Source organism: Nonomuraea rubra (assembly GCF_014207985.1).
GTDB classification, from domain to species: Bacteria; Actinomycetota; Actinomycetes; order Streptosporangiales; family Streptosporangiaceae; genus Nonomuraea; species Nonomuraea rubra.
Window position 1 is genome coordinate 5781926 of the sequence record NZ_JACHMI010000001.1, and the last position, 26886, is coordinate 5808811.

Genomic DNA, 26886 nt, shown 5'->3' on the forward strand with positions numbered 1-26886 from the left:
TTAGCAATGACTGAGCTGAATGTTGATCTGCTGGTGGTAGGTGGCGGGCTCGGGGGAGTGGCGGCCGCGCTGACGGCGGCCCGCCTGGGCCACCGGGTGCTGCTGACCGAGGAGACGGACTGGCTGGGCGGCCAGCTCACCGCGCAGGCCGTGCCGTCGGACGAGCATCCGTGGATCGAGACGCCGCATGTTTCCTCGGGCTACCGGGAGTTGCGCAACCGCATCCGCGACTACTACCGGCGCAACTACCCGCTGCTGCCCGAGGTGGCGGCGCAGGAGGTGCTCAACCCCGGCCTGGGCAACGTGAGCAAGCTCTGCGTCGAGCCGCGGGTGGCGCTGGCGGCCCTGGAGGAGATGCTCATGCCGTACGTCTCCGCGGGCCGGATCACCGTGCTGCTCGACACCGTCCCCGTCGGCGCCGAGACCGACGGGGACCGGGTGACCTCCGTGACCCTGCGCGGCACCCGTACCGGCGAGCTGACCACGGTCACCGCCCCGCTGATCGCCGACGCCACCGAGCTGGGCGACCTGCTGGAGCTCACCGGCACCGAGCACGTCATCGGCGCGGAGTCCCAGGACGAGACCGGCGAGCCGTACGCCGCCCCGGTGGCCGACCCCACGGACCAGCAGGCGATCACCTGGTGCTTCCCGCTGGAGTACCGGCCGGGGGAGGAGCACGTCATCGACAAGCCCGCCTCCTACGACCACTGGAAGACCCACGCCGACCCCTTCTGGCCGGGCCCGCAGCTGTCCTGGGAGAAGATCGACATCCACACCATGAAGGGCCGGGTCAACCGCATCTTCGAAGGCGACCTGGACGCCGTGAGCCTGGCCGACCTGTGGCACTTCCGCCGTATCCGGGCCCGTACCCAGTTCGACCGCGGCGTCATCGACACCGACATCACGCTGGTGAACTGGCCCAACATCGACTACTGGGAGGCGCCGCTGCTCGGCCCCGGCGCCGACCGGGAGAAGGCGCTGCAGCGGTGCAAGGAGCTGTCGCTGTCGTACCTGCACTGGATGCAGACCGAGGCGCCGCGGCCCGACGGCGGGCACGGCTACCCGGGCCTGCGGCTGCGTCCCGACCTGACCGGCACGGCGGACGGGATGGCGAAGGCCGCCTACATCCGCGAGTCGCGCCGCATCAAGGCCCGCTTCACGGTGCTGGAACAGCACATCGCGGTCGTGGACCGCCCGGAGGGCGCGGGGGCCGAGCGGTTCGCCGACTCGGTGGGCGTCGGCCACTACAACATCGACCTGCACCCGAGCACGGCCGGCATCAACTACGTCAACCTGGAGGTCTACCCCTTCCAGCTCCCGCTGGGCGCGCTCGTCCCGGTCCGGATGCGCAACCTGCTGCCGGCCAACAAGAACATCGGCACCACCCACATCACCAACGGCAGCTACCGGCTGCACCCGGTGGAGTGGAGCATCGGCGAGGCCGTCGGCGCGCTGTCGGCGCTCTGCCTGAACCGCGGCACCGAGCCGCACGCCGTGGCCGGCTCCCCGTCCCTGACAGAAGACCTGCAGCGGCTGCTCACCGGCACCCTCGGCGTCCCCGTGGCCTGGCCGGAGGAGATCGCCGTCATGCGCCCCTCCCAGGCCCGCAAGCACGCCACCCCCACCTACGTCCTGCCCGAGCGGCGCGCATGAGCCCGCCCACGGAGCAGCACGACGTTCTCATCTACGGCGCGACGCTCGCCGGCATCATGGCCGCGCTGCGGCTGCGCCTGCGCGGCCTGAGCAGCCTGATCCTGGAGCCGACCGGGCACGCCGGGGGCATCGTCGCCGGCGGGCTGGTCAAGAGCGACCCGCCGAACGTCATCGAGGCCCTGGCCGGGCTCACCCGCGACCGCTTCTTCCGCGGCATCGGCCACGAGTACGGCGCCGCGGAGCCTCGCTACCGCTTCGAGCCCAAGGTCGCCGAGCGGGTCGCCCGGCGGCTGCTCGCCGAGGCGGGGGCGCAGGTGGTGACCGGCGCCCGCATCCACGGCCCGGCCGACGTCGAGACGCGGGGCCGCCGCATCCAGGCGGTGCTCGGCCGGCGGGCCCGCTTCTTCATCGACGCCTCCTACGAGGGCGACCTCATGGCGGCGGCCGGCGTGCCGTACACGTACGGGCGGGAACCGCGCTCCCGCTACGACGAGCCGTTCGCCGGCGTGCTGCCGCACCGGGCGCTGCGCCGCAGCGAGTTCGCGCCCAACGCCGGCTACCCGGTCGGCCCGCCCCCGGCCGAGCCGCCGGGCGAGGGCGACGCCAAGACGCAGGCGTACAACTTCCGCGGCGTGTTGTCCAAGGCCGCCGACCGGCTGCCCTTCCCCAGGCCCGACGGGTACGACCCGGCCCTGTACGGCCTGCTCGGCCAGCTCATCACCCGGCGCGGCATCACCGGCCTGTCGGACATCGTCACGCATACGGCGTTGCTGCCGCCCGGCGACAAGTACCAGACCAACCAGGCCCTGTTCATCGGCTTCGACCTGCCGGGCGCGTCGTGGGACTACCCGGACGGCACCTGGGCCAGGCGCGAGGAGGTCATAGCCGAGCACGTGCGCTGGCACCAGGGCATGCTCTACTGGCTGGCCAACGACCCGTCGCTGCCGGAGTCGTTCCGCGCCGACACGCGCACCTTCGGGCTGCCGGCCGACGAGTTCGCCGACAGCCCGTACGGCGCCGGCTTCCCGCACGCCCTGTACGTCCGCGAGGGCCGCCGCCTGATCGGCCAGTACGTCCTCACCCAGCACGACCTGCGCATCCCCGGCAACACGAAGGCCACCCCGGTGTGCTGCTGGAAGTACGGCATCGACTGCCACATCGTCCAGCTCTACCCGGAGGGGGAGCACACGATCGCGGGGGAGGGGCCGCCCAGCGGCACCGAGTACAACGAGCCGGCCGACCTCTACCAGATCCCCGCCGAGTGCCTGTTCCCCGCCCGCGGCGGCATCGAGAACGTGGCCGTGCCCGTCTGCTTCTCCGCCAGCCACGTCGCCTGCCTGTCGGCCCGCATGGAGCCGAACTACGGCATGCTCGGCGAGGCCGCCGGCGAGCTGGCCGCCCAGTCCCTGCGCACCGGGCGGGCCGTGCAGGACTACCGCTACCCCGACCTGGCCGCCGCCCTGGAAGAGCACGGCAGCGTGCTCTCCCTGCCCGGCCTGGAGCCCGCGCCATGATTCCCGACCCGCCGTTCCAGCCAGGACCGCTCGACGCCGCCGCCGGCCGGCGGCCGCACCGGATCGAGCTGCCGCTGCACGCGGGGGAGCCCCGCGAGCGGTGGTCGCTGCGGCTGGAGTTCACCGCCGGGCACGGCCCCTGCCCCGACCTGGAGCTCGAGATCGACGGCGCGTACCGGGGGCTGGTCCACCCCGAGGTGCGGCGCGAGGACCGCGCAGAGGTCTACCGGCACGGCCCCATCGCCGGCGAGGTACGGCTGGACGTGCCGATCCCCGGTTCCATGCTCCCGCCAGGAGAGCACGTCCTGGCCATCACCACGACCCTGGACCGCGAGGCCGCCACCGGCCCCGTCACGATCCCCGGGCCGGGGCCGGCCCGGCACCGCGAGCAGTTCGGGCACCACTTCGGCAGCGGCCTCACCTGGCGCTCCATCACGCTCGAACCCGCGACCGCGCCGCCGCCCGGGCCCGTGCTGCGCGTCACGCCGCTCTACCTGCACGACGGCCGCGAGCTGGCCGAGCTCACCGTGCCGCTGCCCGCCCGCCGCGCGCAGGTGCGCCTCGCCGGCCGTACCCACGCCTTCGACCTGCCCGGACGGGACTTCGGCCAGGCCCGCGTACGCTTCCCCGTTCCCGAGGCGCGCGGCCCGGCCGAGGTGACGGTGGACGGCGGCGACCCCGTGACGTTCACCCTCACCCCCGCCCGCAAGTGGACGCTGCACCTCATCCCGCACGTGCACCTCGACGTCGGCTACACCGACACCCAGGGCAAGGTGCTGGAGCTGCACAGCCGCAACCTCGACCGCGCGGTGGCCGCCCTGGACCGCGACCCCGGCTTCGCCTTCTCCGTGGACGGCTCGCTGGTGCTGGCCCAGTACCTTGCCACCCGCTCGGACAAGAGCGCCGGGCGCGTGCTCCAGGCGCTGCGGGACGGCCGCATCGCGGTCAACGCCTTCCACAGCCTCTTCCTGTCGGGGGTGGCCTCGCTGGAGGAGATCTACCGGGCGGCCTACCTGGCGGCGCGGCTGCGCGACGAGCACGGCGTGCCCGTCACGTACGCCAACCTCACCGACGTGCCCTCCTACAGCGCGGCCCTGCCCTCGATCCTGGCCGCGCTCGGCATCGGCGGCTTCGTCGGCATCGAGAACCACCACCGCGGCGGCAACGCCGACAGCGACCTGCAGCACCTGCTCAGCCCCGTCATGTGGGAGGGCGTGGACGGCTCACGCGTGCTCACGCACTTCTCCGACACCTACTCGCAGTTGCGGTTCATGGTGGGCGACCCGCAGACCGTCGAAGGCGGCGCCCACTCCCTGTGCCGCCTGCTGGCCCGCTACGAACGTCCCGACTATCTGCCGCACGACCTGGCGATCATCGGCACCCACGCCGACAACGAGGACCTCGTCGACGGCGACGCCGGCTTCGCCGCCCGCTGGAACGCCGTCTACGCCCACCCCCGCATCGTCGTCTCCACGATGGCCGGTTACCTGGACGCGGTCCGCCCCCTGGCCGACCGGCTGCCGGTGTGGCACGGCGACGGCGGCAGCTACTGGGAGGACGGCGTCGGCACCGGCGCCACCGTGGTCGCCGAGCACCGGCGGGCGCAGAGCGCGCTGCCCGCCGCCGAGGGGCTGGCCGCCCTGGTCGCGCGGGCCGAACCGGCCTACCGCCCGCACCGGGAGGCGCTGGACGCCGCCTGGGAGGGCGCGCTGTTCGGCGCCGAGCACACCTGGACCTGGTCGCACGCGCTCGCCCACCCCCACGGCGAGCAGGTCGGCGACCAGCTCGACTGGAAGCGCCACCAGGTGCACACCGCCCTGCGCACCGCCGTGGACGAGGGCCGCCGGGCGCTGAGCCAGCTCGGCGAGCTGGTCACCACCCGGGGCCCGGCGCTGCTCGTGCACAACCCGCTGAGCTGGACGCGAGACGTGGAGGTCGAGTACGAGTCCACCGCGCCGCCTCCGCAGCCCGCTGAGGTGCTGTCCGACTGCGCCGGCCTGCGCCGCTACCGGATGACGGTGTCCGGCGTGCCCGCCTTCGGCTACCGCACGATCCCGCTGCCCGACCCGGCCGCGCTCGCGCCGGGTGAGGAGGACGGCCGCCGCGCCACCCGGCGCTCTCCCGAGGAGGACTGGCAGCCGGTGCCGCCGCGCCTGCTCACCCCCCGATGGGAGGCCGCGCTCGACCCCGGGACCGGCGCGCTGCTCGCCCTCACCCACCGGCCCACCGGCCGCCCGCTGCTCGACGGCCCCCTCGGCCAGGTCCTCTACGTCCGCAACGGCCCCTCCACCCGCGTCGTCACCGGGCACAGCGGCGAGCCGCACCACCACCCGCCCGCCCCTCGAACCTCCCTGGACGGCCGCCGCCCGCACGCCGGCCCGCCCGGCCTCGACGTCTTCCCGGCGGCCATGCGCCCCGTCGGGCTGCGCCGCACGTACGACGGCTGGCGCCTGCGGGCGGTGGGCAGCGCGCCCAGCCTGCCGCACGTCGAGGTGGACATCCTGCTCAGGGACGCCGACGACCGCGTGGACGTGCTGGTGCGCCTGGAGAAGGAGCGGGAACCCGCCAAGGAGTCGGTCTACGTCGCCTTCCCGTTCGCGCACGAGCAGCCCCGCTTCCGCTACGACCGCCAGCAGGGCTGGATCGACCCCGCCGCCGACCACGCCCCCGGCGCATGCCAGGAGTGGTTCACCACCCAGCACGGCGTCGTCGTCGCCTCCCCGTCCGGCGCCGTGGCGTGGACCTCGGCCGACGCGCCGCTGTTCACCGCCGGGGACATCGTGCGCGGCGCCTGGCCAGAACGCTTCGCCCCCGCGAGCGGCGCACTCTACTCGTGGGTCATGAACAACTACTGGCCCACCAACACCCCACCCGAGCAGGACGGCACGCTGACCCTCCGCTACGCCTTCCGCCCCCTGCCCGCCTTCGACCCGGTGGCCGCCGGCCGGCTGGGCCGCGAGGTCCGCGCCGCGCCCATGGTGTCGGAGGTGACCAGGCTCGACAAGTTCGACACCGGGCCCCGCCCGCTCGACGCCCCCGCCGGTAGCCTGCTCGACCTCGGCCTGCCCGGCTGGGCCGCCGCGACCGTCGCCGAGCCGCGCGACCGCACCGGACTGCTCGTCCGCCTCCAGGACCTGTCGGGCCAGGGCGGCGAGATACGCCCGCGCCACCCCGGCCGGATCGTCCTGTGCCGTGCCGACGAGACGGAGGTCGGCGAGCTCGACGGCTCCGTCCGCCTCGGCCCCTGGGCCGTCATCACCCTCAAGCTCCTCTAGGACTTCTCCAGGAAAGGAAAGGCCATGTCTGACGCGCGTCACAGCAGGCGCCAGTTCCTCCAGCTCACCGGGAGCACCGCTCTGCTGGCCGCCTCGGGCGGCCTGCTGACGGCGTGCGGCCCGTCCTCACCCCAGGCGAGCCCGCAGGCCGGGACCCGCAAGGCGGTCATGCCCGCGTACGTCCCGTCCGGCCTCGTCAAACCCGACCTGCCGGCCACCGCCGAGGGCGTGCTGGCCGCCTACTACTCCTACCCCGCCGAGCCCGTCACCGCCTTCACCGGCAAGCCCGGCGAAGGGCTGGGCGAGGTGAAGGTGCTGACCAACATGTTCAACCCGGTGCCACCCGGCCCGGACGCCAACCGGTTCTGGCAGGAGCTGAACACCCGGCTCGGCGCCACGCTGAACGTCACCATGGCGCCCGGCGTGCCCGCGTCCGCCTACGTGAGCAAGCTGTCCACCGTCATCGCCAGCGGCGACCTGCCCGACATCCTCATGTTGTCTGCCACCCTGGCCAACCGCTCGCAGATCCTCACCCGCCTGTGCGCCGACCTCAGCGACCTCGTCTCCGGCGACGCCGTCAAGAGCTACCCGTTCCTCGCCAACATCCCGCGCGACTCCTGGCTGGCCACCGCCTACCAGGGCGGTGTCTACGCCATTCCCATCCCGCGCGCCATCGTCGGCACGATCATGTTCGCCCGCTCCGACCTCATCGCCGAACGCGGCCTGAGCGGCGAGCTCAAGAGCTACGACGACTTCCTCGCCCTGGCCAGGGGCCTGACCGACCCGGCGAAGAACCGGTGGGCCTTCGGCAGCGCCAAGGGCGTCATCACGTACGTCGGCACCATGCTCGGCGTCCCCAACACGTGGGCCGAGCAGGGCGGCAGGTTCACCTCGGAGCACGAGGCGGAGGGCCGCAAGGAGGCCATCGCCAGGACCGCCGAGATGGTCAAGGCCGGCCTGTTCCACCCCGACGCCATCGGCGGCAAGCTCAACCTGCGCGACCTGTTCGGCAACGGCACCATCGCGCTCAACTCCGACGGCTACGCCGCCTGGGACATCCTCGCCGACACCTACAAGGTGGACGTCGGCGCGCTGGTCTCACCGGGCCCCGCCCGCGCGGGACAGGCGCACTTCGCCATCACCGCGTTCAAGAAGGCCGGCCGCGACCGCCTGGCCAAGCTCCTGCGCGTCTGCGACTGGCTGAGCGCGCCGCTCGGCACGAGCGAGTACATGTTCCGCAAGTTCGGCGTCGAGGGCACCCACTACACGATGAAGGACGGCGCGCCCGAGCCGACCAGCCTCGGCAAGGCCGAGGTCAAGCTCCCCCTGGAGTACGTCGCCGACGCCCCCCACGTGCTCGGCCCCCGCCCCCGCGAGCGGGTGGACGCGCAACGCGCCTACCAGGAGCGCGTCGTGCCCGCGATCGTCCGCAACCCGGCCGCCGCCCTCTACTCCGACACCGCCGTCAACAAGGGCGGCACCCTCACCAAGATCATTGACCAGGCCGAGCTGGACATCGTCTCCGGCCGCAAGCCCGTCAGCCACTGGGACGAGGTCGTCAAGCAGTGGCGCGCCCAGGGCGGCGACCAGATCCGCCGCGACTACGAGACCGCGCTGGCCAAGGGCGACTGAGCGATGGCACTCGACGTGAAATCCCCGCCCGCGCGCCCGGCCGCCCCGCCGCGGCGCGCCACCCCGAAGGTCTCCCGGCTGCGCAGGGACGGGCTGCTGCTCCTGCTCGGCGTCCCGGGCCTGCTCGTGATCCTGCTGTTCCACTACGTGCCGATGCTCGGCAACGTGATCGCCTTCAAGGACTACCAGCCCTTCCTGGGCATCTGGGAGGCGCCGTGGACCGGCTTCGAGAACTTCCGGGTGATCTTCAACGGTGACCCGGAGTTCCTGAACGCGCTGGTCAACACGGTCGTCATCTCGCTCGTGCAGATCGTCTTCGTCTTCCCCGTGCCGATCGCGCTGGCGTTGCTGCTCAACTCCCTGGCCGGGGTGCGGCTCAAGCGGCTGGCCCAGTCGATCCTCTACCTGCCGCACTTCATGTCGTGGGTGGTCGTCGTCGCGATCTTCCAGCACATGCTGGGCAACGCGGGCCTGCTGAACACGTTCCTGCGCGGGCACGACCTGGCCACGCTGCCGCTCCTGGGCAACCCCGACCTGTTCCTGGCCCTGATCACCTCGCAGGTGATCTGGAAGGACGCCGGCTGGGGCACGATCATCTTCCTGGCCGCGCTTTCCCGCGTCGATCCCGAGCTGTACGAGGCCAGCGCCATGGACGGCGCCTCCAAGACCCGCCAGCTCTGGCACGTGACGCTGCCCGGCATCCGCGGCGTGATCGTGCTGATGCTCATCCTCAAGCTCGGCGACGTGCTCACCGTCGGGTTCGAGCAGATCATCCTGCAGCAGGGCATGGTCGGCACCGAGGTGTCGGAGGTGCTGGACACCTACGTCTACACCTACGGCGTCGTCGGCGGCAGCTGGGGCGTGGCCGCCGCGGTCGGCCTGGTCAAGGGCCTGGTCGGGCTGGTGCTCGTGCTCGGCGCCAACAAGGTCGCGCACCTGCTGGGCGAGAGAGGGCTCTACACCAAATGATCGTTCGTACGCTCAAGGGCGCGGTCGTGGCCGCCTGCTGCGCCCTGGTGATCCTGCCGTTCCTCGCGGTCCTGTCCACCAGCCTGGCCGACCAGGCGCAGGTCACCGCCACCGGCGGCTACGTGCTGTGGCCGGAGCGGCCCAGCCTCGACGCCTACCGGGCCATCCTGGCCGGCGGGGTCGTCACCCGGGCGCTGCTGGTGTCCGTCGGCGTCACCGTCGTCGGGACGCTGCTGTCCCTGACGTGCATCACGCTGCTGGCGTACTCGCTGAGCCGGCCGGGCTCGCTGCTGCACCGCCCGATCCTGCTGACCGTGCTGTTCACGCTGCTGTTCGCGCCCGGCATGATCCCGATGTACCTGACGGTCAAGCAGCTCGGGCTGCTGGACTCGTACTGGTCGCTCATCCTGCCGGGGCTGGCCGGCGGGTTCCAGATCATCATCATGCGGGCCTTCTTCCAGGAGATCCCGGGTGAGCTGGTCGACGCTGCCCGCATCGACGGCGCCGGCGAGCTGCGCATCCTGCTCCGGGTCGTGCTGCCGCTGTCGAAGGCGGTCATCGCCGTCGTCGGGCTCTTCAGCGCGGTCGCGTACTGGAACGCGTTCTTCAACGCCATGCTCTACCTCAACGACACCGAGAAGTGGCCGCTGCAACTGGTCCTGCGCACGTACGTGGTCGACAACAGCGCGCTCAGCGTCGACGCGGCGGATCTGTCGGGCAGCTTCCTGCCCCCTCCCCAGTCCATGCAGATGGCGATCCTGGTGCTGAGCCTGGTTCCCATCGCGATCGTCTACCCGTTCCTCCAGAAGCACTTTGCCAAGGGCATCCTCATCGGCGCGGTGAAAGGCTGACACATGAAGATCAACGAGGACCGCCGTCGGATCCTGTCGGCGTTAGGCGCGGGCGGCGCGGCCGCCATGGCGCTGAGCACCGGCCCCGCGCAGGCCGCCAAGCGCGACGTCCGGCAGATCGCCGGCGTCACGGACCTGCGCCAGACCCCCGGCCAGCAGGGGGAGCAGATCTACCTGCTCGGCTACTACCAGGCCGAGCCCGGCGTGACGGCCACCCCCGGCCGCGGCGGCGGCGACCTGTACTGGGACGAGACGAGCACCGAGCCCGACGACGGCGGCACCGTCTTCGCCGTCGCCGGCGTGGCCACCGGCCGGTGGAAGCGGCCCGTCGCCACCACCGTGGACCTCGCCTGGTACGGCTGGCGCGGCACCGGAGCCGACGACGACACCCAGCGCCTGCAGAACGCCGTCAACGCCCTGCCCGCCGGCGGCACCATCGAGATCGGCCCCGGCAAGGTGCTCATCAAGAGGACGATCTCGGTCAAGCGCGTGCCCATCACCTTCGACGGCGCCGGCCACACCGACAGCCTGGACCACGGCACCCAGCTCCTGCTCGAGACCGGGACCGCCGACGGCTTCCTGCTGACCGGCGTGCACGGCGGCGGCTTCCGCAACCTGCAGATCCGCGGCCTGGGGCTGAAGGGCGGTGCGATGATCCGCACCGAGCGGGCGGGGGCGGCCAAGGAGGACGGCAACTACATGCTGGCCTTCACCAACGCCCGCTTCCGCGACGGCCACAACGGGCTCGTGCTGCGGGCCTGCAACACGGTCAGGTTCCAGAACTGCGTCTGGAACACCTTCACCGGCGACCAGGTGATCCTGCTCAACGGCGTCGCCGACGACCAGCGTGCCGACCCGGTCGAGTTCGTGCAGTGCGGCATCGCCGCGGGCAGCGGCAACAAGGTCACCGACAACGTGGTCATCGACGGGCTCGGCGGATCCATCAAGTTCATCGCGACCGCCATCCTGTTCGGGCGGCACGGGCTCTGGATGCGCAACACCACCGGCACCAAGGCGCTGCCGAAGTTCGTCTACTTCGAGGGCGGCGGCTTCGAGAACGGCCACGGCGTGCCCGTCCTGCTGGAGGCGGGGGCGCAGGCCCAGTTCGCCAACACCTACATCTCCGCCGACGGCGAGTTCGACAACGTACGGGTCGGCCCCGAGTTCGTCGGCGGGGTCACCTTCACCGGCTGCGTCATCCGCGGCGCGGGCCGCAACGGCATCGACGTCGCCTCCGCCCGGACCACCGTGACCGGCTGCCTGATCGGCAACAACGGCCGGATGGCGCACCCCGACTTCGCCCGGCAGATCAGCGCCGTGGACGGCAACGGCGCGGGCGGCGTCCGCGTCACCACCTCCGCCCCGCACGGCTGGGAGAGCGACGACCGCGTCACCGTCACCGGGATCACCGGCCTGGACCGCGCCTGGACGATCCAGGTGGTCAGCGAGACGGCCTTCGACCTCGAGGGCGCCGAACCCGGCACGTACGCGGGCACCGGCCAGGTCTACAGGCACGGTGCCGGCATCAACATCCGCGCGCAGGCCACCCGCGTGGTGGTCACCGGCAACGCCATCGGCGGCTTCACCGGCGACGGCGTCAACCGGCAGGACTACGGCATCGTCAGCGCCTCGCCCGACGTGCTCATCAGCGGCAACGACCTCAACGGAAACCACGCGGGCGCGTACGCGCTGACCGGCGCGCAGACCGCGCAGACCCGCGCCACCGGCAACAAGGGCGTCCAGCAGATCGACGGCTGGCTGACCGCGCGCATCGACGGCGCCGTCGCCGACGGCCTGCACGACCTGTCCAACCTGCTGTACGCCGATGGCCAGCGGCTCCGCATCGTCCGGGTCGCCAGGAAGCTCGGCGCGGGGACCTGCCAGGTGCGCCTGGACGCCGACGGCGACAGCGCCGGAGGACCGGCGACCGCCGCCACCACGACCTTCCAGAGCACGACGCTCACCTCGCCGTACGTGGTGGACGGCACCTCGGCCGCCAAGCGCCTCCAGGTACGCGTCCTGGGCAGCTCCGGAGCCGGCGGGCTGGTCGTGCAGTTCGGATACCAGGTGATCGCCTGACGTCGTCGGCGAACGGGTTACCGCAGCGCGTCGGCCTGTGCGCGGGCGCGTTCGATGTCGGGGACGTGGCTCTCGGCCCATTCCCGGACGGCGCGCAGCGGTACCAGCAGTGACCGGCCGAGGCCGGTGAGGGCGTACTCGACATGCGGGGGATTCGCCGGAATCTCCGTGCGGGAGATCAGACCGTCGTACTCCATCGCGCGGAGCGTCTCGGTGAGCGCCTTCGGTGTGATCCCCCGGATGTGCGCCTTGAGCTCGGTGAATCGCATCGGCCTGGTGTCCAGCGCGTTGACGATGAACACCGTCCAGCGCGCCCCGATCCGGTGCAGAACGGTGCGACTGGGGCAGGTCGCGGCCATGACGTTGTAGGCCTTACCCATGCACGACTCCCGGTAGCGTTGTATATACCGGTATAGAATCTATACCGTCCCGGGTTGTGTCACTTCCCGATAACCCGGCCCGTCCCTCAAGAGCCCGGCACGGCCGTTTCGTCGCAGCGATCATCATCGACTCGATCGGCACCGGCGTCTTCGTCCCCGTTTCGATGCTGTATTTCCTGGCCACGACGCCGCTGACGCTGGTGCAGGCGGGCGCGGCACTGACGATGGCCGGGCTGCTGGCGCTCCCGGCGGGCCCGCTGGCCGGCGGGCTGGTCGACCGGTACGGTGCCAAGCCGGTACTGCAGGCGGCGAACCTGGCCCAGGCGCTCGGCTTCGCCGGGTATCTCCTGGTGGACCAGACCTGGCAGATCGCCCTCTGCGCCTGGTTGAACAGTGCCGGGCGGGCGGTGTCCTTCAGCTGCTACGGCGCGATCGTCACCGCGCTGGCCGCGCCCGGCCGGCGCGAGCGCTGGTTCGGCCTTCTGGGGTCGGTACGCAACCTCGGCTACGCACTCGGCGGCCTCCTGTCCGCCGTCGCGGTCGGTTTCGGCACTCACGGAATCTACGCCGGGATCGTGACCGTCAACGCCCTGTCCTATGTCGCCGCCTTCGTACTGATCCGCGCCGTGCCGAATGCCCGTCCCGGGGCGGGCCGGGACGCTGCCGGAGGCTGGGGGCGCGTGCTCCGGGACCGGCGGTACCTGTCACTGGTCGCGCATCAGCTGTGCTTCGCGATCTCCCTGTTCGCCCTCAACGTCGCGATACCGGTCTACGCCGTGGACGTGCTGGGGCTGCCCGGCTGGACCGCCGGCATGGTCTTCACGCTCAACACCCTGATGGTCGGCTTCGGCCAGGGCCTCGTCCTCGGGTGGCTCGGCGGGCGGATCCGCAGCCGCGTCCTCGTCGCCGGGCACGCCTGCTTCGCGGCCGGATACCTCCTCTTCCTCGCCGCCGGCCACGTGGCCGCGCCCGCCCTCGCGGTCGGCGTCGTGGTGCTCGGTGCGGGCAGCTACACCCTCGGTGAAATCCTCGGCGGCCCCATCACGTCGACCGTCGCCGCGGAGAGCGCCCCGGAGGCCCTCCGCGGCCGGTACCTGGCGCTCAACCAGCTCGCCGTGACCGTCGCGGGAGCGGTCGCTCCCGCCGCGCTCTCCGGGTTGCTGTCCGCGGGGGCGGCCACGATCTGGCTGACCCTGGCCGGCGTCAGCGTCCTTGGAGCCGCGCTCGCCACTGCGATCGGCAGAGTGGTGCCGGCGGCGCAGGGCCGCATCGGAGGCGGCTAGCTATATACGCTTGCGCATATATACATCAGTGTGTATGTTCGGGGGCGTGGTCAACAGCGTGCAACTGCGAATGACGGCGATCTCGGAGCCGAACCGGTTCCGCATCGTCGAGTTGCTCAGGGACGGCCCGCGATCGGTAGGCGACATCGTCGACGCGCTGGGCCTGGGCCAGCCGCAGGTGTCCCGGCATCTGCGACTGCTCTCCGAGGCGGGCGTGGTCGAGGTGACCAAGCGGGCACAGCAGCGCATCTACCGGCTGGACCCGAACGCGATGCGCGAGCTGAGCGACTGGGCGCAGGGGTTCGCCGCGCTGTGGTCGCAGCGGATGGACCGCCTCGGCGCCTTTCTCGACGACACAGCCAATCAGCAAGGAGCTTGAGCATGCCCCCAGACGGGATCGTGGTCGACAGGTCGGCCAACACCCTCCACATCAGCCGCACCTACCCGGCCGCCGTCGAGCGCGTTTGGCGGGCCTGGACGGACGCCGAGGCGATCACTCGCTGGTGGGGGCCGGAGGGATGGGCCGCGACCGTGTACGAGATGGACGTGCGCCCGGGAGGACGCTGGCGCTTCGAGATCGCTCCAGCGGACGCCTCGGCCGCGCCGGTCCGCAGCATCGCCACCTACACCACCGTCGTCGATCATCGCGAGCTCGCCTACGACGACGTGTTCGCCGACGCGGCATGGCAGCCCGACGGCTCGGGCACCTTCCCGACCTCGGTCACCTTCACCTCCACCGGCAACGGCTGCACCGTCTCCGTCGCCGCGCGCTTCCCCGACGGCCAGGCACTGCAACGGGCCGTCGAGCTCCAGATGGCCGACGGCTACGCCGAAGCCCTCGACCGGCTCGGCAACCTGCTGGACGGCCCATCCTCAACCAGCGAAGGAGAAACCCTCATGTCCGAACTTTCCACCGTCACCTCCGCCGACGGCACCACGATCGCGTACAGGATGACCGGCTCCGGCCCGGCCATCATCGTGGTCAGCAACGTCGCCGAGGACCACACCGGCGTCGCGGGCGTGGCCGAGGCGCTGTCCAAGGACTTCACCGTGATCAGTTTCGACCGGCGCGGCCGCGGCGCCAGCGGCGACCCGCAGCCCTACGACCCGGCGCGCGAGATCGACGACATCGCCGCGCTGATCGAGGTCGCCGGCGGCTCCACGGCCCTGGCCGGCGGTTCCGGCGGGTGCGGGCTGACCTTGGACGCGGCGAGCGCGCTGGGCGACAAGGTCACGGGACTCTACCTGTACGAGCCGCCGTTCATCGTCGACGACTCCCGCTCCCCGGCGCCCGCCGGCTACGTCGAACACCAGGAGGCCCTGGTCGCGGCGGGCAGGCGCAGCGAGGCCGTCGAGTACTTCATGACCGAGATGATCGGTGTCCCCGCCGAGTACCTCCCGGCGATGAAGCAGGACCCTTCCTGGGAGACCATGGTCAAGTACGCCCACACCTACGCCTACGACGGCCAGATCATGCGAGGGCTCCAGGACGGCAAGCCGCTGCCCGCCGACCGCTGGTCGATCGAGGCGCCGATCGCGGTGGCGGTCGGCGGCAACGGTGAGGCCTTCATACGCGCGGGGGCCGGGGCGCTGGCCGCGATCTTGCCGAACGTGACCGTGCTGACGCTGGCCGGCCAGGATCACTCCGCCTTCTGGATGGCCCCTGAGCCGGTCGCGGAACAGGTGCGCGCTTTCCTCCTCGGCTGACGGCCACAGCGCAGGCGGCCGGACCCCGGATGGTCGCGGCAGAAGGCGAGCGCCCAGTCGTCCGGCACGAGGTTTCTCCGCGTCACGGGGTGTCGTCCTGAGCCCGAGCCTGTAGCAGTTCGCTGAGGAGTTCGTTCTGGCCGGACAAGGTTTCGGTCAGGAGTTCGCGGGCGGCGCGGAGCAGGTCGGTCACTTTCTTGCCGGCCAGGGCGTACACCACGGTGGCTCCCTCGCGTCGCGCGGTGACCAGGCCGGAGCGGCGCAGGGCCGCCAGATGCTGCGACAGCCCGGGGGGTTCGACGTCCAGAGCGGGCAGCAGGTCTCGCACCGGTCTGGGCCCGTTCTGCAGCAGCTCCAGCACGCGGATCCGTACCGGATGGCCCAGCAGCCGGAACAGCTCGGCCTGAGCCTGAGACAACGGCACCGACATCAGCGCATCGCCTGCCTGCCCGGTCGTGTCCCGTTCAAGGTCATCACCAGTCCCATACAGCTATTCACTAATTGCGTTCTTTCGCAATTTCATGTTAACGCAGAGTGCTCCTGGGTAGCCGATAGCTACCGGCCCCGTGCCCGGTCCGACCGTCGGGGTGACCCCCAAGCCGACAGGGAGGGGAGAGGGGCGATGTCCGCGCTGCTGCTGACGCACCAGCACCTGCCCGGTGTCACCATGATCTGCATCGAGGGGGACGTGGACGCCACCAACCACCTCCGGTTGCAGGCATACATCGAGCAGGTCCGCCAGCAGCCGGGCGATCAGATCGTGTTCGATCTGTCGGAGACCATGTTCATCGACAGCCGCGGGCTGCGTGTCCTGCTCGACGCCCACACCGCCGGCGTGCGACACGGCGGTGCCGTCCATTTGGCCGCACCGGCCCCGGTGCCGGCCCGCATGCTGGAGGTCGTGGGCATGGCCCGGCACCTGCCGGTTCACGCCGGCGTCGACCAAGCGCTGCGCGCGGCGCTGTCGGCCGCCGCCGAGCGCCCCAGCTGAACCGCCGGCGGCGGCCGGAACCTACTTCGAGAACGTGATGGCTTCTCAAGCCGCGACCGGGGCGTGGGGTGCGTGGGGCGTTCACCTGGGGCTCCGTTAGGATGGGACGCGTCTTCTCGCCGAGTGGCCTCCACGCCGGTGCTCATGGGCGTACGCGCCATACGGTCGCCACCTCCTGGTGCCTGCTGCGTGTCCATCACCGGTCCCGGCGGCGCTGCCTGCCGGCCTCCGGCGGACGGAACGAGCACGCAGATCACCGCGGCAAACCTCTCCGGGGGCAACGGTGATGCGCGGGACGGCAAAGGTCTGTCCAACCGGCGGCGGGCCGCCGGGATGAGTGCAGGTGACGAACCTACACTTATGCCTACGAACCCCTCGATGACCGCTGAACCCATCAATAACGCCGCCTGGCTGGCGGCTGGAGTCATCCCAGTGATCACGGCAATCGTCTTCGGAATCGCGGCCGTCTCGGCCCTGGAAATCACTCTCCTCCTGGCTCTGTGCGGCCTGGCCGGGGCGGAGCTCGGCGCGTTCATGCGCCGGCATCCGCAAGGTCCCGTAGGCGGCATGCGCGACCTGGCCGCGGAGGCGCGACAACGCGGAGCCCTCACGTGGGGCGCCGTCCAGCGCCGGTGGAAGTCGCACAGCCGGTAGGGCAGTGGTGGCGGGCTTCGCACGAGACCTGCCTGCATCGATCTCATGGGCATGACCAATGATCAAGAAGGGGACTGGGGCCGGGCATGGGCGGCGTTCAGCGGAAGTTCGAGTTGACCGCGCCGCAGATCGGTGGCGGCGCGCTGGCCGCGGCGACCGCTGCGGTCACGGCGTCCTACCTCGGGGTGGCCGGCACCGTGCTCGGCGCGGCGGTGGTGAGCGTCGGCACCACGGTGGGCACCGCCGTGTGCGCGCACTATCTCAAGCGCACCGGTGAGAAGGTCAAGCAGCACACGGCGAACGCCCGGCGCGGGCATGCCAGTGAAGGGGCGGGGATCGGCGGATCGTCCACCCTGCCGGCCGTGGGGGAGGAGCCACGCAGGAGGCTGCGGTGGACCAGGGTGGCCGCCGCCGCTGGGCTGGTGTTCGCCATCAGCATGGGCAGCATCCTGACGTACCAGACCGTGGCAGACCGGACCGTGGCCGAGCAGCTCACCGGCAAGCCCACACGGAAGCAGATGCGCGCCAAGCCGGCGACCGGGAGGGACAAGCACGCGGCACCTGGCGCGACCGCGCGCCCGACGCGGACCACGGCGAGCCCCTCGGCAAGCCCGTCCCCGAGCCCCTCCGCCACCGCTCCCGTGACTCCGGCGCTCACTCCGGCGCTGTCCGCAACCACGGCACCCTCGGCGTCAACGCCGCCTGCTGCGTCCACTCCCACGCCTGCGCCCACCGGCATGGTCGGCGCTACCGGCTCCCCCCAAGCCGACGTCCCACCTCCAGTGCGGAGCCCGAGCCCCGTCGGTACGGTGCCGGAGCCGCAGCACAGCGCGCCGGTCGACCGGCCTCCGGCGCCGGAGTGCCGTCCCGCCGACGGTCACGCGCCGGCGTGCTGATCTGCGTCGCCTGGCTGACGACAGGTGCCGGCTGGAATCGCGCGGTGAGCCACGTGGACGTGGCAGGTGGTGTGTGGACGACGTCGTGTCGGCCCTGCCCCGTTGTGTGCAGGTCTGGGCATGCGGATCCGGGCGCAGGACGCATACTGCTGATCCGGACAGGGCTGGAACAGAAGTTCACCCACGCCGCCAGCCTAGCCGTCGGCGTCCCGTCGGCGTGTCGGCGCGGGCACGATGCGCGACAAGAGGGCAGACAGCGGCCGGCATCAGTGCCTGCCGCGGTGCCAGGCCCCACGTCACGCGAGGCTGCCGCGCTGAACAGTTCCCGTTGTGCGGCGGGGTCCTGATGACCCCGGGCGGTGCCGGGGCCGGCAGACAGCGGTCAGTCGCGCCGGCGCAGTTCTTCGTTGATGCGCAGCGCCTCGGCGAGCTGGTCCTCCAGGACGATGATGCGGCAGGCCGCCTCCAGAGCGGTGCCGGCATCGACGAGTTCACGGGCCCGGGCAGCCAGGCGCAGCTGGTAGCGGGAGAAGCGCCGGTGGCCGCCCTCCGACCGCAGCGGCTCGATCAGTTTGGCGGCGCCGAGACTGCGCAGGAACGCCGGGCTGACGCCGAGGATCTCGGCGGCCCGGCCCATGCTGTAGGCGGGGTAGTCCTCGTCATCGAGCCGTTGCCCGGGACTGCCGGCCGAGGCGGCGGTCGTCTTGCCGGCCGTCGTGTCGCGGGTGTTGCGGGGCCGGTCTCGCCCGGAGTGCGGCACTTGGTGTGTTTGATCCATTCAACCTTCCTGAACGCGAACAGGGGCCCCGGCGCATGGACGCGCCGGGGCCCGAATGAGGTTTAACACCATCGACCGGCCATCCGGCCGGTTCACCTGCTCCGCACCAGCCGCCTGATCCGGCGGGGGTGCGGGGATCGCGTAAGCGTGACCGTAGACCACCGTCCTCTTCGTGGAGCTGCGGTACCCGTGCGGCGATGACATCCAGCCGGCAACGGGCGATCCTGATGGCGTTCAACACTCCTTTCCGGTTTCCTGCGTCGACAGTGAGCGTCGACTTCGTGCAACGGCAGCGCGTCCACCGCCCCGGCCCTCTTCCACTGCACTGGCCGCGGCAGTCCGACCTTCTGCCTCCTTGCCTTTCATCGTTTCCGGCACTGCTCTCCACGTCCGTCCGGGCAGTTCGTCATGGTGCTCGTACTGCACTGCCCTCGTGGATCCATCCTTGCGATGTCAGAGACTCTACCCCCATCCGGCGCGAATATCTACCATGACGGCAACAGATTTTCTGCCTGCGGGGGGCAAGAACCAGTCCTCGCCCTGACGTGATGGGAAACCGCGAGGCGGGGGTGGGTGCCGATGAGGTGGGCCTATCCCCGCCGGGAGGTAGCGTGGGGGACAACCGTGCTCGACCACGTGTTTGTTGATCCGGCCGGAGCCGGGCGGCACAACAGGTGCCGCCGCTTCCGGCGAGCGGGTCGCGTAACGAGGTGCGCCTTCCCGCTGGCCGTTCGAGAACACCCGTCTCAGGGGTGAGCGGTCCGGTTACCGGACATGCGCAACAGCGCCGACCGCCACCGAGGAAAGGGGCGATTTCCGGCCCCCTGGGAGTGTGTACTCATGTCAGATCATCGTCGGCCGGCTCGCGTCAGGCCTGCCGTGCTGGGTTCGCCCGGACAGGTGCCGTATCAGTGGGTGCCGATCACGCTGAAACTGGCCTACACCGTCAAGGAGCCCCTGACCCGCACCGGCGTGTGGAGCTCACGATGATGCACCTCGCGGTACGCCTGGTCCCCGTCGGCGATGCCACGCTCGTGATCACCTTGACCGGCGAGCTGGACGCGACGACCACTCGCATGCTGGCCGCCCTTCTCGACCCCCTGCCCCGGACGCCGGTCAGGCACGTCATCGTCGCAGCGCAGGACCTGTGGTTCTGCGACCTGCGCGGACTCCACCAGCTCGCCCTCGCCCACCGAGCCCTGCAGGCCGTGAACGGCCACCTGGCCATCGCCGCGGCACCGCCCGCCCTGCGCCGGCTGATCGCGCTGATGATCGGACACGGCGGGCCCGCCCTGCCCCTGTACGCCAGCGTGGCCGCGGCGCTGTCGGCCGCCGGTACCGCGCCGGCGCCCCTGCCGGAGCACCGGCCGTAGGTCGGCGCCACGAGACCGCCACCGCGCACGACATCCGCGCCCCGCGACCGTCGCCGGCCGCACGTCCACCGGCAGCCCGACCAGCGCCGCCAGCACGCCAGCCTCCACCGAGCGGCGCAGCGTCCCGAACGGCTTGCGCCCGCCGCCGTAGGCCGGCACCTGCTCGATGACCTCCCGGGTCATCCACACGGCCGTCTCCACCGCCCACCCGAGGGGGTCCTGCCCGAGGCTGTCGCGGGCGAAGGCCACGGTGCCAGGCAGGGACGCGGGCGGGTGCCGTCCGCGCGCAGCCGCAGCAACCATCCGGGAAGCGTCTCGGTCATGCGGCCCCGTCCGCCACTGCTGTCCTTGTTCAGGCCCTGTACCTTGCCCTCCATGACCGTCCGGGTCAGCTTGGCGTTGAGCAGCCGGTGCCCCTGCAGAGCCTGGGCGAACCTGAGCATGTCGCCCACGGTGGAGACGGCGCCACCGGCGGGCGAGCCCCCGTCGGGCGTCCAGGGGCCGAGGAAGGTGTCGCGCATCCGCGCGGGCGTCAGGATGTGCCTGCGGACGTAGCCGGCGTAGTCCTGCTTGCCCACCTGCTCGATGGTCGCGCCCAGGACGATGTAGCCGGCGTTGCTGTACCGCATCCTCGTGCCCGGCTCGGACGTCAGCGGCTGCTTGACGATCTCCTGCGTCAAGGACGTCCACGTCGGGCCCTACGGCTGACAACCATGGAGATATTCCCTTCAAGAGGGGGCGGGGTCGGGCTGTCAAGGGTGATCACATCTACCGGCCGGCGCCTGTCGGCAGGCGATCGGCGGACCATATGTGGTCCATATACGGACGTTGCGATACTGCGCGGATGCGTGTGCTCTTGGTCGAAGACGAGCAGCCCCTCGCCAGGTACATCGAGGCGGGGCTGCGCAAGCACGGTTTCACCGTCGACGTCGCCCTCGACGGCCGGAGCGCGCTGGACAAATGTGCGCTCACCCCGTACGAGGTGGTGGTCCTGGACCGGGACCTGCCGGAGGTGCACGGCGACGCCGTGTGCCGCCGGCTCGTCCAGCGGGGCGAGTCGAGGGTGCTGATGCTGACCGCGTCCGACGCCGTGGAGGACCGGGTGGGCGGGCTGATGCTGGGCGCCGACGACTACCTCGGCAAGCCGTTCGCGTTCTCCGAGCTGGTCGCCCGCGTGCACGCCCTGGTACGGCGCAGCGCCCCGGCCCGCCCCCCGGTGCTGCGCGGCGGCGGCGTGGTGCTGGATCCGGGCCGGCGCAGCGCCGAGCGGGACGGCCGGCTGCTGCGCCTGACGCCGAAGGAGTTCGGGGTGCTGGAGCAGCTGCTGGCCGCCGGCGGTGACGTGGTCAGCGCGGAGACGCTGCTGGAGAAGGTGTGGGACGAGTACGCCGACCCGTTCACCAACGCGGTCCGGATCACCGTCGGCACGCTGCGCCGCAAGCTCGGTGACCCGCCGGTGATCGAGACCGTCATCGGCGCGGGCTACCGGATCGGGCCGTGAGGCTGACCGCCCGCGCCCGGCTCGCCATCCTGCAGACCGCCCTCGTGCTGGCCGCCGGGGCCGCGCTGACCGGGCTGACCTACCTGCTGATGCAGCGGCGCCCCGCGCTCGTCACCCACCTGGACCCGGACGGCCCCGGCCCGGAGGGCACGCTCCAGCCGATCCCGCAGCCGCAGGACCTGCGCGATCTCGCCGACCAGGTACAGGCCGACACCCTGTCCGCGCTGTTGCCCCAGGCCGGTCTGGCGCTCGTCGTGGTGACCGTTCTGGCCGCCGTACTGGCCTGGCTGGTGGCCGGCCGGGTGCTGCGGCCGATCCGCGTGATCTCCTCGGCCGCCCGGCGGATGTCGGCCGAGAACCTCACCGAGCGGGTCCCGGTCACCACCCCGGCCGACGAGCTGTCGGCGCTGGCCTGCACGGTCAACGACATGCTGGACCGCATCCAGCGCGGCGTCGCCGAGCGCGACCGCATCCTGGACAGCCAGCGGCTGTTCACCGCCAACGCCGCCCACGAGCTGCGCACGCCGCTGACCACCGCGCGTACCGCGATCGACGTCACCCTGGACGGCCACCCCAGCCGGGACGAGCTGCTCGCGATGGCCGGCGACGTGCGCGACGCCGTCGCCCACATGCAGCGCGTCCTGAACGGGCTCCTGCTGCTGGCCCGCAGCCAGGCCGGAACCGGCACGCGGGAGCCGGCCGACCTGGCGTCCATCGCGGCAGCCGCCCTGGACACGGCCGAGGAGCAAGCGGCAGCCGCCGGCATCGCCATCCGCGCAAGGCTGCGGCCCGCGCTGGTCACCGGCGAGCCCGTCCTGCTGGAACGCCTGGCCGGTAACCTGGTCGACAACGCGCTCCGCTACAACCACGCCGACGGGCGGCTCACCGTCGAGACGTACACGGCGGGTGCACGCGCCGTCCTGCGGATCCGCAACACCGGCCGCGAGATCGTGCCCGAGGAAGCGCAGGCGCTGCTGGAACCGTTCGTGCACGGGCAGGGCACCCGGGTCCGTACCGACAGCCCTGGGCTGGGCCTGGGGCTGTCCATCGTGCGCGCGATCACCCATGCCCATCAGGGGCGCCTCGCGATCACGGCCCGCCCGGGCGGCGGCCTCGACATCACCATCGATCTCCCGCACCACTCCCGGCCGGCACCGCGACCTGCTGAGATCACCGCACAGCCGGCGTCCGTAGGGGTGGCGGGGGAGGGGCGAGCCCGGTGATCGTCATGCCGGCGATCTCGTAGAGCGGTCCAGCGGTTCTCCGCCCGTGCACACGCATCCGGGCAGTACCGCAGGCACCCACCTATGGCCCGCATATGGTGCGCCGATCGCCTGCCGATAGGCGCCGGCCGGTAAATGTGATCACCCTCGACGTTCCCAAAGGGAGGATCACAGGAGATGAGCCGTGCACGAGCGTCCGGCATGACCGGGCTGGCATCGGCCTTGCTGGCGCTGGGTCTCCACGCACCCGCGACCGCGGCCGCCGAGGTCGGGCCGGGAGACGTCCAGCAGGCGATCAACAGCCTGGCCAGGACCGACGGCGTGGTGGGCGCCATCGGCGAGTTGTACGTGGACGGCCGGCGCAAGGGGCAGGGAAGCGCGGGGACGCGCCTGCTCGGCGGCAAGGGCGGGCGCATTCCCCCCGCTTCCCGTTACCGCATCGCGTCCCAGACCAAGCTGATGGAGGCCACGGTCGTCCTGCAACTGGTGGGGGAGGGCAAGCTCGGCCTGGACGACAAGCTCAGCAGCCTCCTGCCCGGGGTGGCCGGACACGACCATGTGGAGGGCGCCGGGAAGATCACCGTACGGGATCTGATCCGGCACACCTCCGGCATCCCCGACTTCGCCGAAGGCGGGAGGTTCGACGTCTTCGACTTCACCACCGCCTACGAGCCGATCGACCTGGTCAGAGCCGCACGCGCACTGCCTCAGGGCGAGCTGGGGCAGTACCGCTACTCCACCACCAACTACGTGCTGCTCGGCATGATCATCGAGAGGGTGACCGGCCACGACCGGGCCGCCGAGTTCCAGCGGCGGCTGTTCGCCCCCCTCGGCATGAAGAGCACCTATCTGGCCACCAAGGTGTCCGACCAGATCAAGGGCCCGCACGGACACGGCTACCACCCCGACGCCCAGGGCCGGCCGCGCGACGTCGACCGGCTCAACGCCACCAGCTACGGCGCCGAAGGGGCGATCTCCACCGCGCACGACGTCAGCGCCTTCTTCCGCGCGTTCAACCAGGGCAAGCTGGTGCCACCGGAGCTGCAGAAGCAGCTGCCGCGGCCCTTCCCCGAGCTGTGCGGCGGAACGGTCTCCTCGGCATCGGGCGGCCTGCCCGGAATCAGTTCCGTCACCTTCTCCTCGGCCGACGGCCGGACCCAGCTCGCGCTGGCCGCCACGCTGAAGGTCGACAACGAGAAGGCCATGGCCGTCGGAGACGCCATGAAGAAGGCCGCCGCGGCCGTACTCTGCCCCGGCCAGTGACCGCGGGCCATCCGCCCTTCCAACAGACAAGGAAAGCTTCCGTGAGACGACGAATCCTCGGCGCGATCGCGTTCACCCTGGTCCTGACCGGCTGCGGCTCCGGCGACGAAGGCGGGGCGGACGTGGCCTCGGTCAGCGGCGCCGGCAAGCAGACCACGGCAGGCGCGCCGCCGAGCGCGGACCCGCAGGAGAAGGCGCTGAAGTTCGCCCAGTGCATGCGCGAGAACGGCGTCGACATGCCGGACCCCGATGCCGGCGGCAAGATGACCATGACGTTCGGCGGGCCGCAGGAGAAGGTCCAGGCGGCGCAGGAAGCGTGCCGGCAGTACGCCCCCAGCGGCGGGCAGCAGATCCGCAACGACCCCGAGATGGCCGAGAACCTGCGCAAGCTCGCCCAATGCATGCGCGACAACGGCGTGGAGTCCTATCCCGACCCAGAGGGCAGCATGATGCGCATCACCCAGGAGGCCGCCGAGGACCCCGATCTCAAGGCAGCCGAGCAGAAGTGCCAGAAGGAGTCGGCTGCCGCCGGCCCGGGAGGCTCTTGATGCCGATGGCCGCCATCGACGGCAAGACAGACGGGGCTGGCTGCTGACCCACGCCTGCGGGCGACCGCCGTCTCGGACGCCGCCGCGTTCCTCGACCTCGTCGCCCGCACCCCAGCGCTGAGCGACCACGACCGCCGCATGCTCGGCGGCGGCCCGTCGCCTCCATCCGGCAAGCGGTGGAGGGACAGGGTCAATCCTGGTGACGGGCGTGACGGGCGACATCGGCCGGCGCGTGGGGGACTGACCGGTGGGCGCGGGCCGGCGGGTACGCGCCTTGACCCGCGATCCCGAGGCCGCCCGCCCACCCGACGGCATCGCGACTATGCGCGGCGACTGTTGATCATGCCAGCGATGTGACGGCTTGTGACTGCGCAGATATCACGTAAGGCAGCAGGCTGCCCCCAGCCGTCATCCCCGAGTAGACCCGCGCTGGGCAAAGGATCTTGACGGGCAAGGCAAACATCCGCGCTCTGCTCGGAGGTGAGCGGCCGGATCGGCGCGAGAGGCGAATCCAGGTTTGGGCCGGTGAATTCATCGGCAACGCCTGGATGGCGACGCACGGAGCCGTCGCCGTGATCACCTTCATCGTCTTCGCGCTCGCGGCCGTGTGCGCCGTGGAAGCCGTGCTCGGCTTCGCGCCTGAGGCTCCGGCCGCCGGTATCGCCGTAGGTCACTGGCCCCCTCCGTGTATCACGTTGCCGACGGGGCAGGGGTTTGCGTAGGCAGACCCCACTGGCGAAGGGTGGCGATCGACGTGTTGTCGGGTTTCCGATTGGAATGGCCGATCACGGACGATGTCGCCGCCCTGCGTGCGGGAGTGCGGGCCTTCGGCACCGGTGCCGGACTGACCGGCAAGCGGCTGATGGACCTGATGATCGCGGCGAGCGAGGCCGCCACCAAGGTGCTGGAGCACGGCGGAGGCGGCACCTTGATCGCCTGGAGCGACGCGGGTGGCGTGAGCCTGGAGATCGTGGACGTGACCGGCGCGTTGACCATGGCGTACTGGACCGTCGACGCCGGCCCCGACCTGCTCGGCGGCCAGGACATCGGCTTCTGGCTGCTGCGGCGACTGTGTGACGAGATCCGCCTCGACGACAGCGACGGCAGCACGCGATTGCATCTGCGCTTCCACCTTCGCGCCCGGCAGAACGGCGGTCGTCGCGTGTCAGCGTGAAGCAAGAGCCGGTCGCGCCACCTCGTCCCGACTGCCTGGAGCGTCCTGCAGAGTTACGCCGGCATCGGCGTCCTCGCCTTCCAGCAACGACACCATCGCCACCACCGCCTCGCACGCCTGCACCCGCACCAGATCCGTTCCTCCGAGCCGAGCGGCGCCACTCTGGCCCGGGCCCCAGCCCAAGAGCTCCGGAGCGGCTCGCCCTTCGAAGATGGCAAGCATTCCTTCACACGAATGTTCTGCAATGCTGTGGACATGGTCGAGATGATCGGGCCGTATCGCGTTGTCCGTCGGCTGGCCGCGGCGGGATGGGCACGGTGTGGCTTGCCGAAGACCGCGGCGGACGGCGGGTCGCGGTGAAGGTCATCAACGCCGAACTGGCGCGTGAGCCCGAGTTCCGGGAGCGGTTCCGGCAGGAAGCGACAGCGGCGCGGCGCGTGCGGCGGTTCTGCACCGGGCCAGTTCTGGACGCCGGACTGGACCAGGACCCGCTGTGGGTCGCCACCGACTTCATCGACGGCCCGAGCCTGCAGGAGGCGGTGTCCGCCAACGGCCCGCTGCGTGGAGCCGATCTCGACGCGCTCGCGGTCGGCATCGCGACGGCCCTGACCGCCATCCACCAGGCCAAGGTGGTAGATCGCGACCCTCAAACCCTCCAACGTGCTGCTGTCACCGGTCGGCCCGCGGGTCATCGACTTCGGGATCGTCCGCGCTCTGGACGCCACCGGGCAGTTGACGCGTTCAGGGACGGTCATCGGCACCCCCGGCTACATCGCGCCGGCATCTGACCCGCAACCCAGCACACGACCGCCTTCCCTGGGACCAGGCCCGATCACCAACACCGCCAGCGGACTGTGCATCGACACCGACGGCCCCCAGGGGCCTGGTGTGCAGGTGCAAGTTCGTGACTGCGGCCACTTCAGCGGCCAGCAATGGCGGTACAACCCGAGCACGGGCAGGCTCACCAACCTCACAAGCGGCCTATGTCTGGACACGGCCGGGACCCCGGCCAACTACGTCGCCCTGGTGCTCAAGCCCTGCGGGAATTACACCGGCCAGCGCTGGAGCGGATGACCTGGTGCTGGGCGAGTTCTTGATTTTGCCGCGTTTGCGCTCGACGTCGGCGCCGACGGCGACTGCCC

At 71.4% G+C, this 26886-nt stretch carries 26 protein-coding genes; 22 read left to right on the forward strand and 4 right to left on the reverse strand.

Features of this window, described 5'->3' with window-relative positions; genetic code table 11:
• Positions 1-6: 6 nt before the first annotated feature.
• The 7 genes from HD593_RS26185 to HD593_RS26215 are packed head-to-tail and all read left to right on the forward strand — an operon-like array spanning position 7 to position 11973.
• Complete coding sequence (locus HD593_RS26185) at positions 7-1653, forward strand: FAD-dependent oxidoreductase (RefSeq protein ID WP_185104736.1); 1647 nt, start codon at positions 7-9, stop codon at positions 1651-1653.
• Complete coding sequence (locus HD593_RS26190; protein ID WP_185104737.1) at positions 1650-3167, forward strand: FAD-dependent oxidoreductase; 1518 nt, start codon at positions 1650-1652, stop codon at positions 3165-3167. Before HD593_RS26185 ends, HD593_RS26190 begins: the two co-directional genes overlap by 4 nt.
• Positions 3164-6442: a glycoside hydrolase family 38 N-terminal domain-containing protein gene (locus HD593_RS26195; protein ID WP_185104738.1), complete on the forward strand. Its 3279-nt coding sequence runs from the start codon at positions 3164-3166 to the stop codon at positions 6440-6442. The genes HD593_RS26190 and HD593_RS26195 overlap by 4 nt, the downstream gene beginning before the upstream one ends.
• A gap of 24 nt (positions 6443-6466) precedes the next feature.
• On the forward strand, positions 6467-8074 hold the full coding sequence (locus tag HD593_RS26200) for an extracellular solute-binding protein (protein WP_185104739.1): 1608 nt from the start codon (positions 6467-6469) through the stop codon (positions 8072-8074).
• 3 nt (positions 8075-8077) lie between these two features.
• Entirely contained in the window at positions 8078-9043 is a 966-nt protein-coding gene (locus HD593_RS26205; protein WP_185104740.1) for an ABC transporter permease, read from the forward strand.
• The gene (locus HD593_RS26210; protein WP_185104741.1) at positions 9040-9894 is read left to right on the forward strand and encodes a carbohydrate ABC transporter permease; all 855 of its coding nucleotides are present in this window, start codon (positions 9040-9042) and stop codon (positions 9892-9894) included. Before HD593_RS26205 ends, HD593_RS26210 begins: the two co-directional genes overlap by 4 nt.
• Before the next feature lie 3 nt (positions 9895-9897).
• Complete coding sequence (locus HD593_RS26215) at positions 9898-11973, forward strand: hypothetical protein (RefSeq protein ID WP_185104742.1); 2076 nt, start codon at positions 9898-9900, stop codon at positions 11971-11973.
• A 17-nt stretch (positions 11974-11990) separates the two neighbouring features.
• Here HD593_RS26215 and HD593_RS26220 read toward each other — a convergent pair whose 3' ends face one another.
• Positions 11991-12353 carry a winged helix-turn-helix transcriptional regulator gene (locus HD593_RS26220; RefSeq protein WP_185104743.1) on the reverse strand — a complete coding sequence of 121 codons (363 nt, stop codon included), beginning with the start codon at positions 12351-12353 and terminating at the stop codon, positions 11991-11993.
• 56 nt (positions 12354-12409) lie between these two features.
• Between HD593_RS26220 and HD593_RS26225 the strand changes: the two genes are divergently transcribed.
• From HD593_RS26225 to HD593_RS26235, 3 genes are read left to right on the forward strand one after another with little or no spacing between them, the layout of a single operon-like run.
• Entirely contained in the window at positions 12410-13636 is a 1227-nt protein-coding gene (locus HD593_RS26225) for an MFS transporter (RefSeq protein ID WP_221524966.1), read from the forward strand.
• Between the two features lie 46 nt (positions 13637-13682).
• The gene (locus HD593_RS26230) at positions 13683-14015 is read left to right on the forward strand and encodes an ArsR/SmtB family transcription factor (protein ID WP_221524967.1); all 333 of its coding nucleotides are present in this window, start codon (positions 13683-13685) and stop codon (positions 14013-14015) included.
• Positions 14016-14017: 2 nt separating this feature from the next.
• Positions 14018-15343, forward strand: coding sequence for an alpha/beta fold hydrolase (locus HD593_RS26235; protein WP_185104745.1), 1326 nt, complete (start codon positions 14018-14020; stop codon positions 15341-15343).
• 82 nt (positions 15344-15425) lie between these two features.
• On the opposite strand, the gene HD593_RS26240 is transcribed toward HD593_RS26235, so the two are convergent.
• Positions 15426-15773: an ArsR/SmtB family transcription factor gene (locus HD593_RS26240; RefSeq protein ID WP_185104746.1), complete on the reverse strand. Its 348-nt coding sequence runs from the start codon at positions 15771-15773 to the stop codon at positions 15426-15428.
• A 192-nt stretch (positions 15774-15965) separates the two neighbouring features.
• Here HD593_RS26240 and HD593_RS26245 point away from each other — a divergent pair, with 192 nt between their 5' ends.
• From HD593_RS26245 to HD593_RS26255, 3 genes are all read left to right on the forward strand, one after another.
• Positions 15966-16334, forward strand: a complete 369-nt coding sequence (locus HD593_RS26245; protein WP_185104747.1) for an STAS domain-containing protein — start codon at positions 15966-15968, stop codon at positions 16332-16334.
• A gap of 378 nt (positions 16335-16712) precedes the next feature.
• Positions 16713-16988, forward strand: a complete 276-nt coding sequence (locus HD593_RS26250; RefSeq protein ID WP_185104748.1) for a hypothetical protein — start codon at positions 16713-16715, stop codon at positions 16986-16988.
• Between the two features lie 86 nt (positions 16989-17074).
• A complete protein-coding gene (locus HD593_RS26255; RefSeq protein WP_185104749.1) occupies positions 17075-17884 on the forward strand; it encodes a hypothetical protein in 810 nt (269 codons plus the stop codon).
• 382 nt (positions 17885-18266) lie between these two features.
• Here HD593_RS26255 and HD593_RS65180 read toward each other — a convergent pair whose 3' ends face one another.
• Positions 18267-18521 (reverse strand): MerR family transcriptional regulator, encoded by a 255-nt coding sequence (locus HD593_RS65180; protein ID WP_185112128.1) that lies wholly within the window; start codon positions 18519-18521, stop codon positions 18267-18269.
• 1127 nt (positions 18522-19648) lie between these two features.
• Between HD593_RS65180 and HD593_RS26265 the strand changes: the two genes are divergently transcribed.
• Positions 19649-20035: an STAS domain-containing protein gene (locus HD593_RS26265; protein WP_185104750.1), complete on the forward strand. Its 387-nt coding sequence runs from the start codon at positions 19649-19651 to the stop codon at positions 20033-20035.
• Positions 20036-20214: 179 nt separating this feature from the next.
• On the opposite strand, the gene HD593_RS26270 is transcribed toward HD593_RS26265, so the two are convergent.
• On the reverse strand, positions 20215-20715 hold the full coding sequence (locus HD593_RS26270) for a serine hydrolase domain-containing protein (protein WP_185104751.1): 501 nt from the start codon (positions 20713-20715) through the stop codon (positions 20215-20217).
• 164 nt (positions 20716-20879) lie between these two features.
• Between HD593_RS26270 and HD593_RS26275 the strand changes: the two genes are divergently transcribed.
• From HD593_RS26275 to HD593_RS61800, 8 genes are all read left to right on the forward strand, one after another.
• On the forward strand, positions 20880-21536 hold the full coding sequence (locus HD593_RS26275) for a response regulator transcription factor (protein WP_185104752.1): 657 nt from the start codon (positions 20880-20882) through the stop codon (positions 21534-21536).
• Positions 21533-22759 (forward strand): sensor histidine kinase, encoded by a 1227-nt coding sequence (locus tag HD593_RS26280; protein ID WP_221524968.1) that lies wholly within the window; start codon positions 21533-21535, stop codon positions 22757-22759. Before HD593_RS26275 ends, HD593_RS26280 begins: the two co-directional genes overlap by 4 nt.
• 177 nt (positions 22760-22936) lie before the next feature.
• On the forward strand, positions 22937-24022 hold the full coding sequence (locus HD593_RS26285) for a serine hydrolase domain-containing protein (protein WP_185104753.1): 1086 nt from the start codon (positions 22937-22939) through the stop codon (positions 24020-24022).
• 41 nt (positions 24023-24063) lie between these two features.
• Positions 24064-24570, forward strand: coding sequence for a hypothetical protein (locus tag HD593_RS26290; protein WP_185104754.1), 507 nt, complete (start codon positions 24064-24066; stop codon positions 24568-24570).
• A gap of 443 nt (positions 24571-25013) precedes the next feature.
• Positions 25014-25292 carry a hypothetical protein gene (locus HD593_RS26295; protein ID WP_185104755.1) on the forward strand — a complete coding sequence of 93 codons (279 nt, stop codon included), beginning with the start codon at positions 25014-25016 and terminating at the stop codon, positions 25290-25292.
• A 20-nt stretch (positions 25293-25312) separates the two neighbouring features.
• The gene (locus HD593_RS26300; protein ID WP_185104756.1) at positions 25313-25744 is read left to right on the forward strand and encodes an ATP-binding protein; all 432 of its coding nucleotides are present in this window, start codon (positions 25313-25315) and stop codon (positions 25742-25744) included.
• Between the two features lie 308 nt (positions 25745-26052).
• Entirely contained in the window at positions 26053-26532 is a 480-nt protein-coding gene (locus tag HD593_RS26305) for a protein kinase family protein (RefSeq protein WP_246546732.1), read from the forward strand.
• On the forward strand, positions 26477-26818 hold the full coding sequence (locus tag HD593_RS61800; RefSeq protein WP_246546733.1) for an RICIN domain-containing protein: 342 nt from the start codon (positions 26477-26479) through the stop codon (positions 26816-26818). Before HD593_RS26305 ends, HD593_RS61800 begins: the two co-directional genes overlap by 56 nt.
• Positions 26819-26886: the final 68 nt, after the last annotated feature.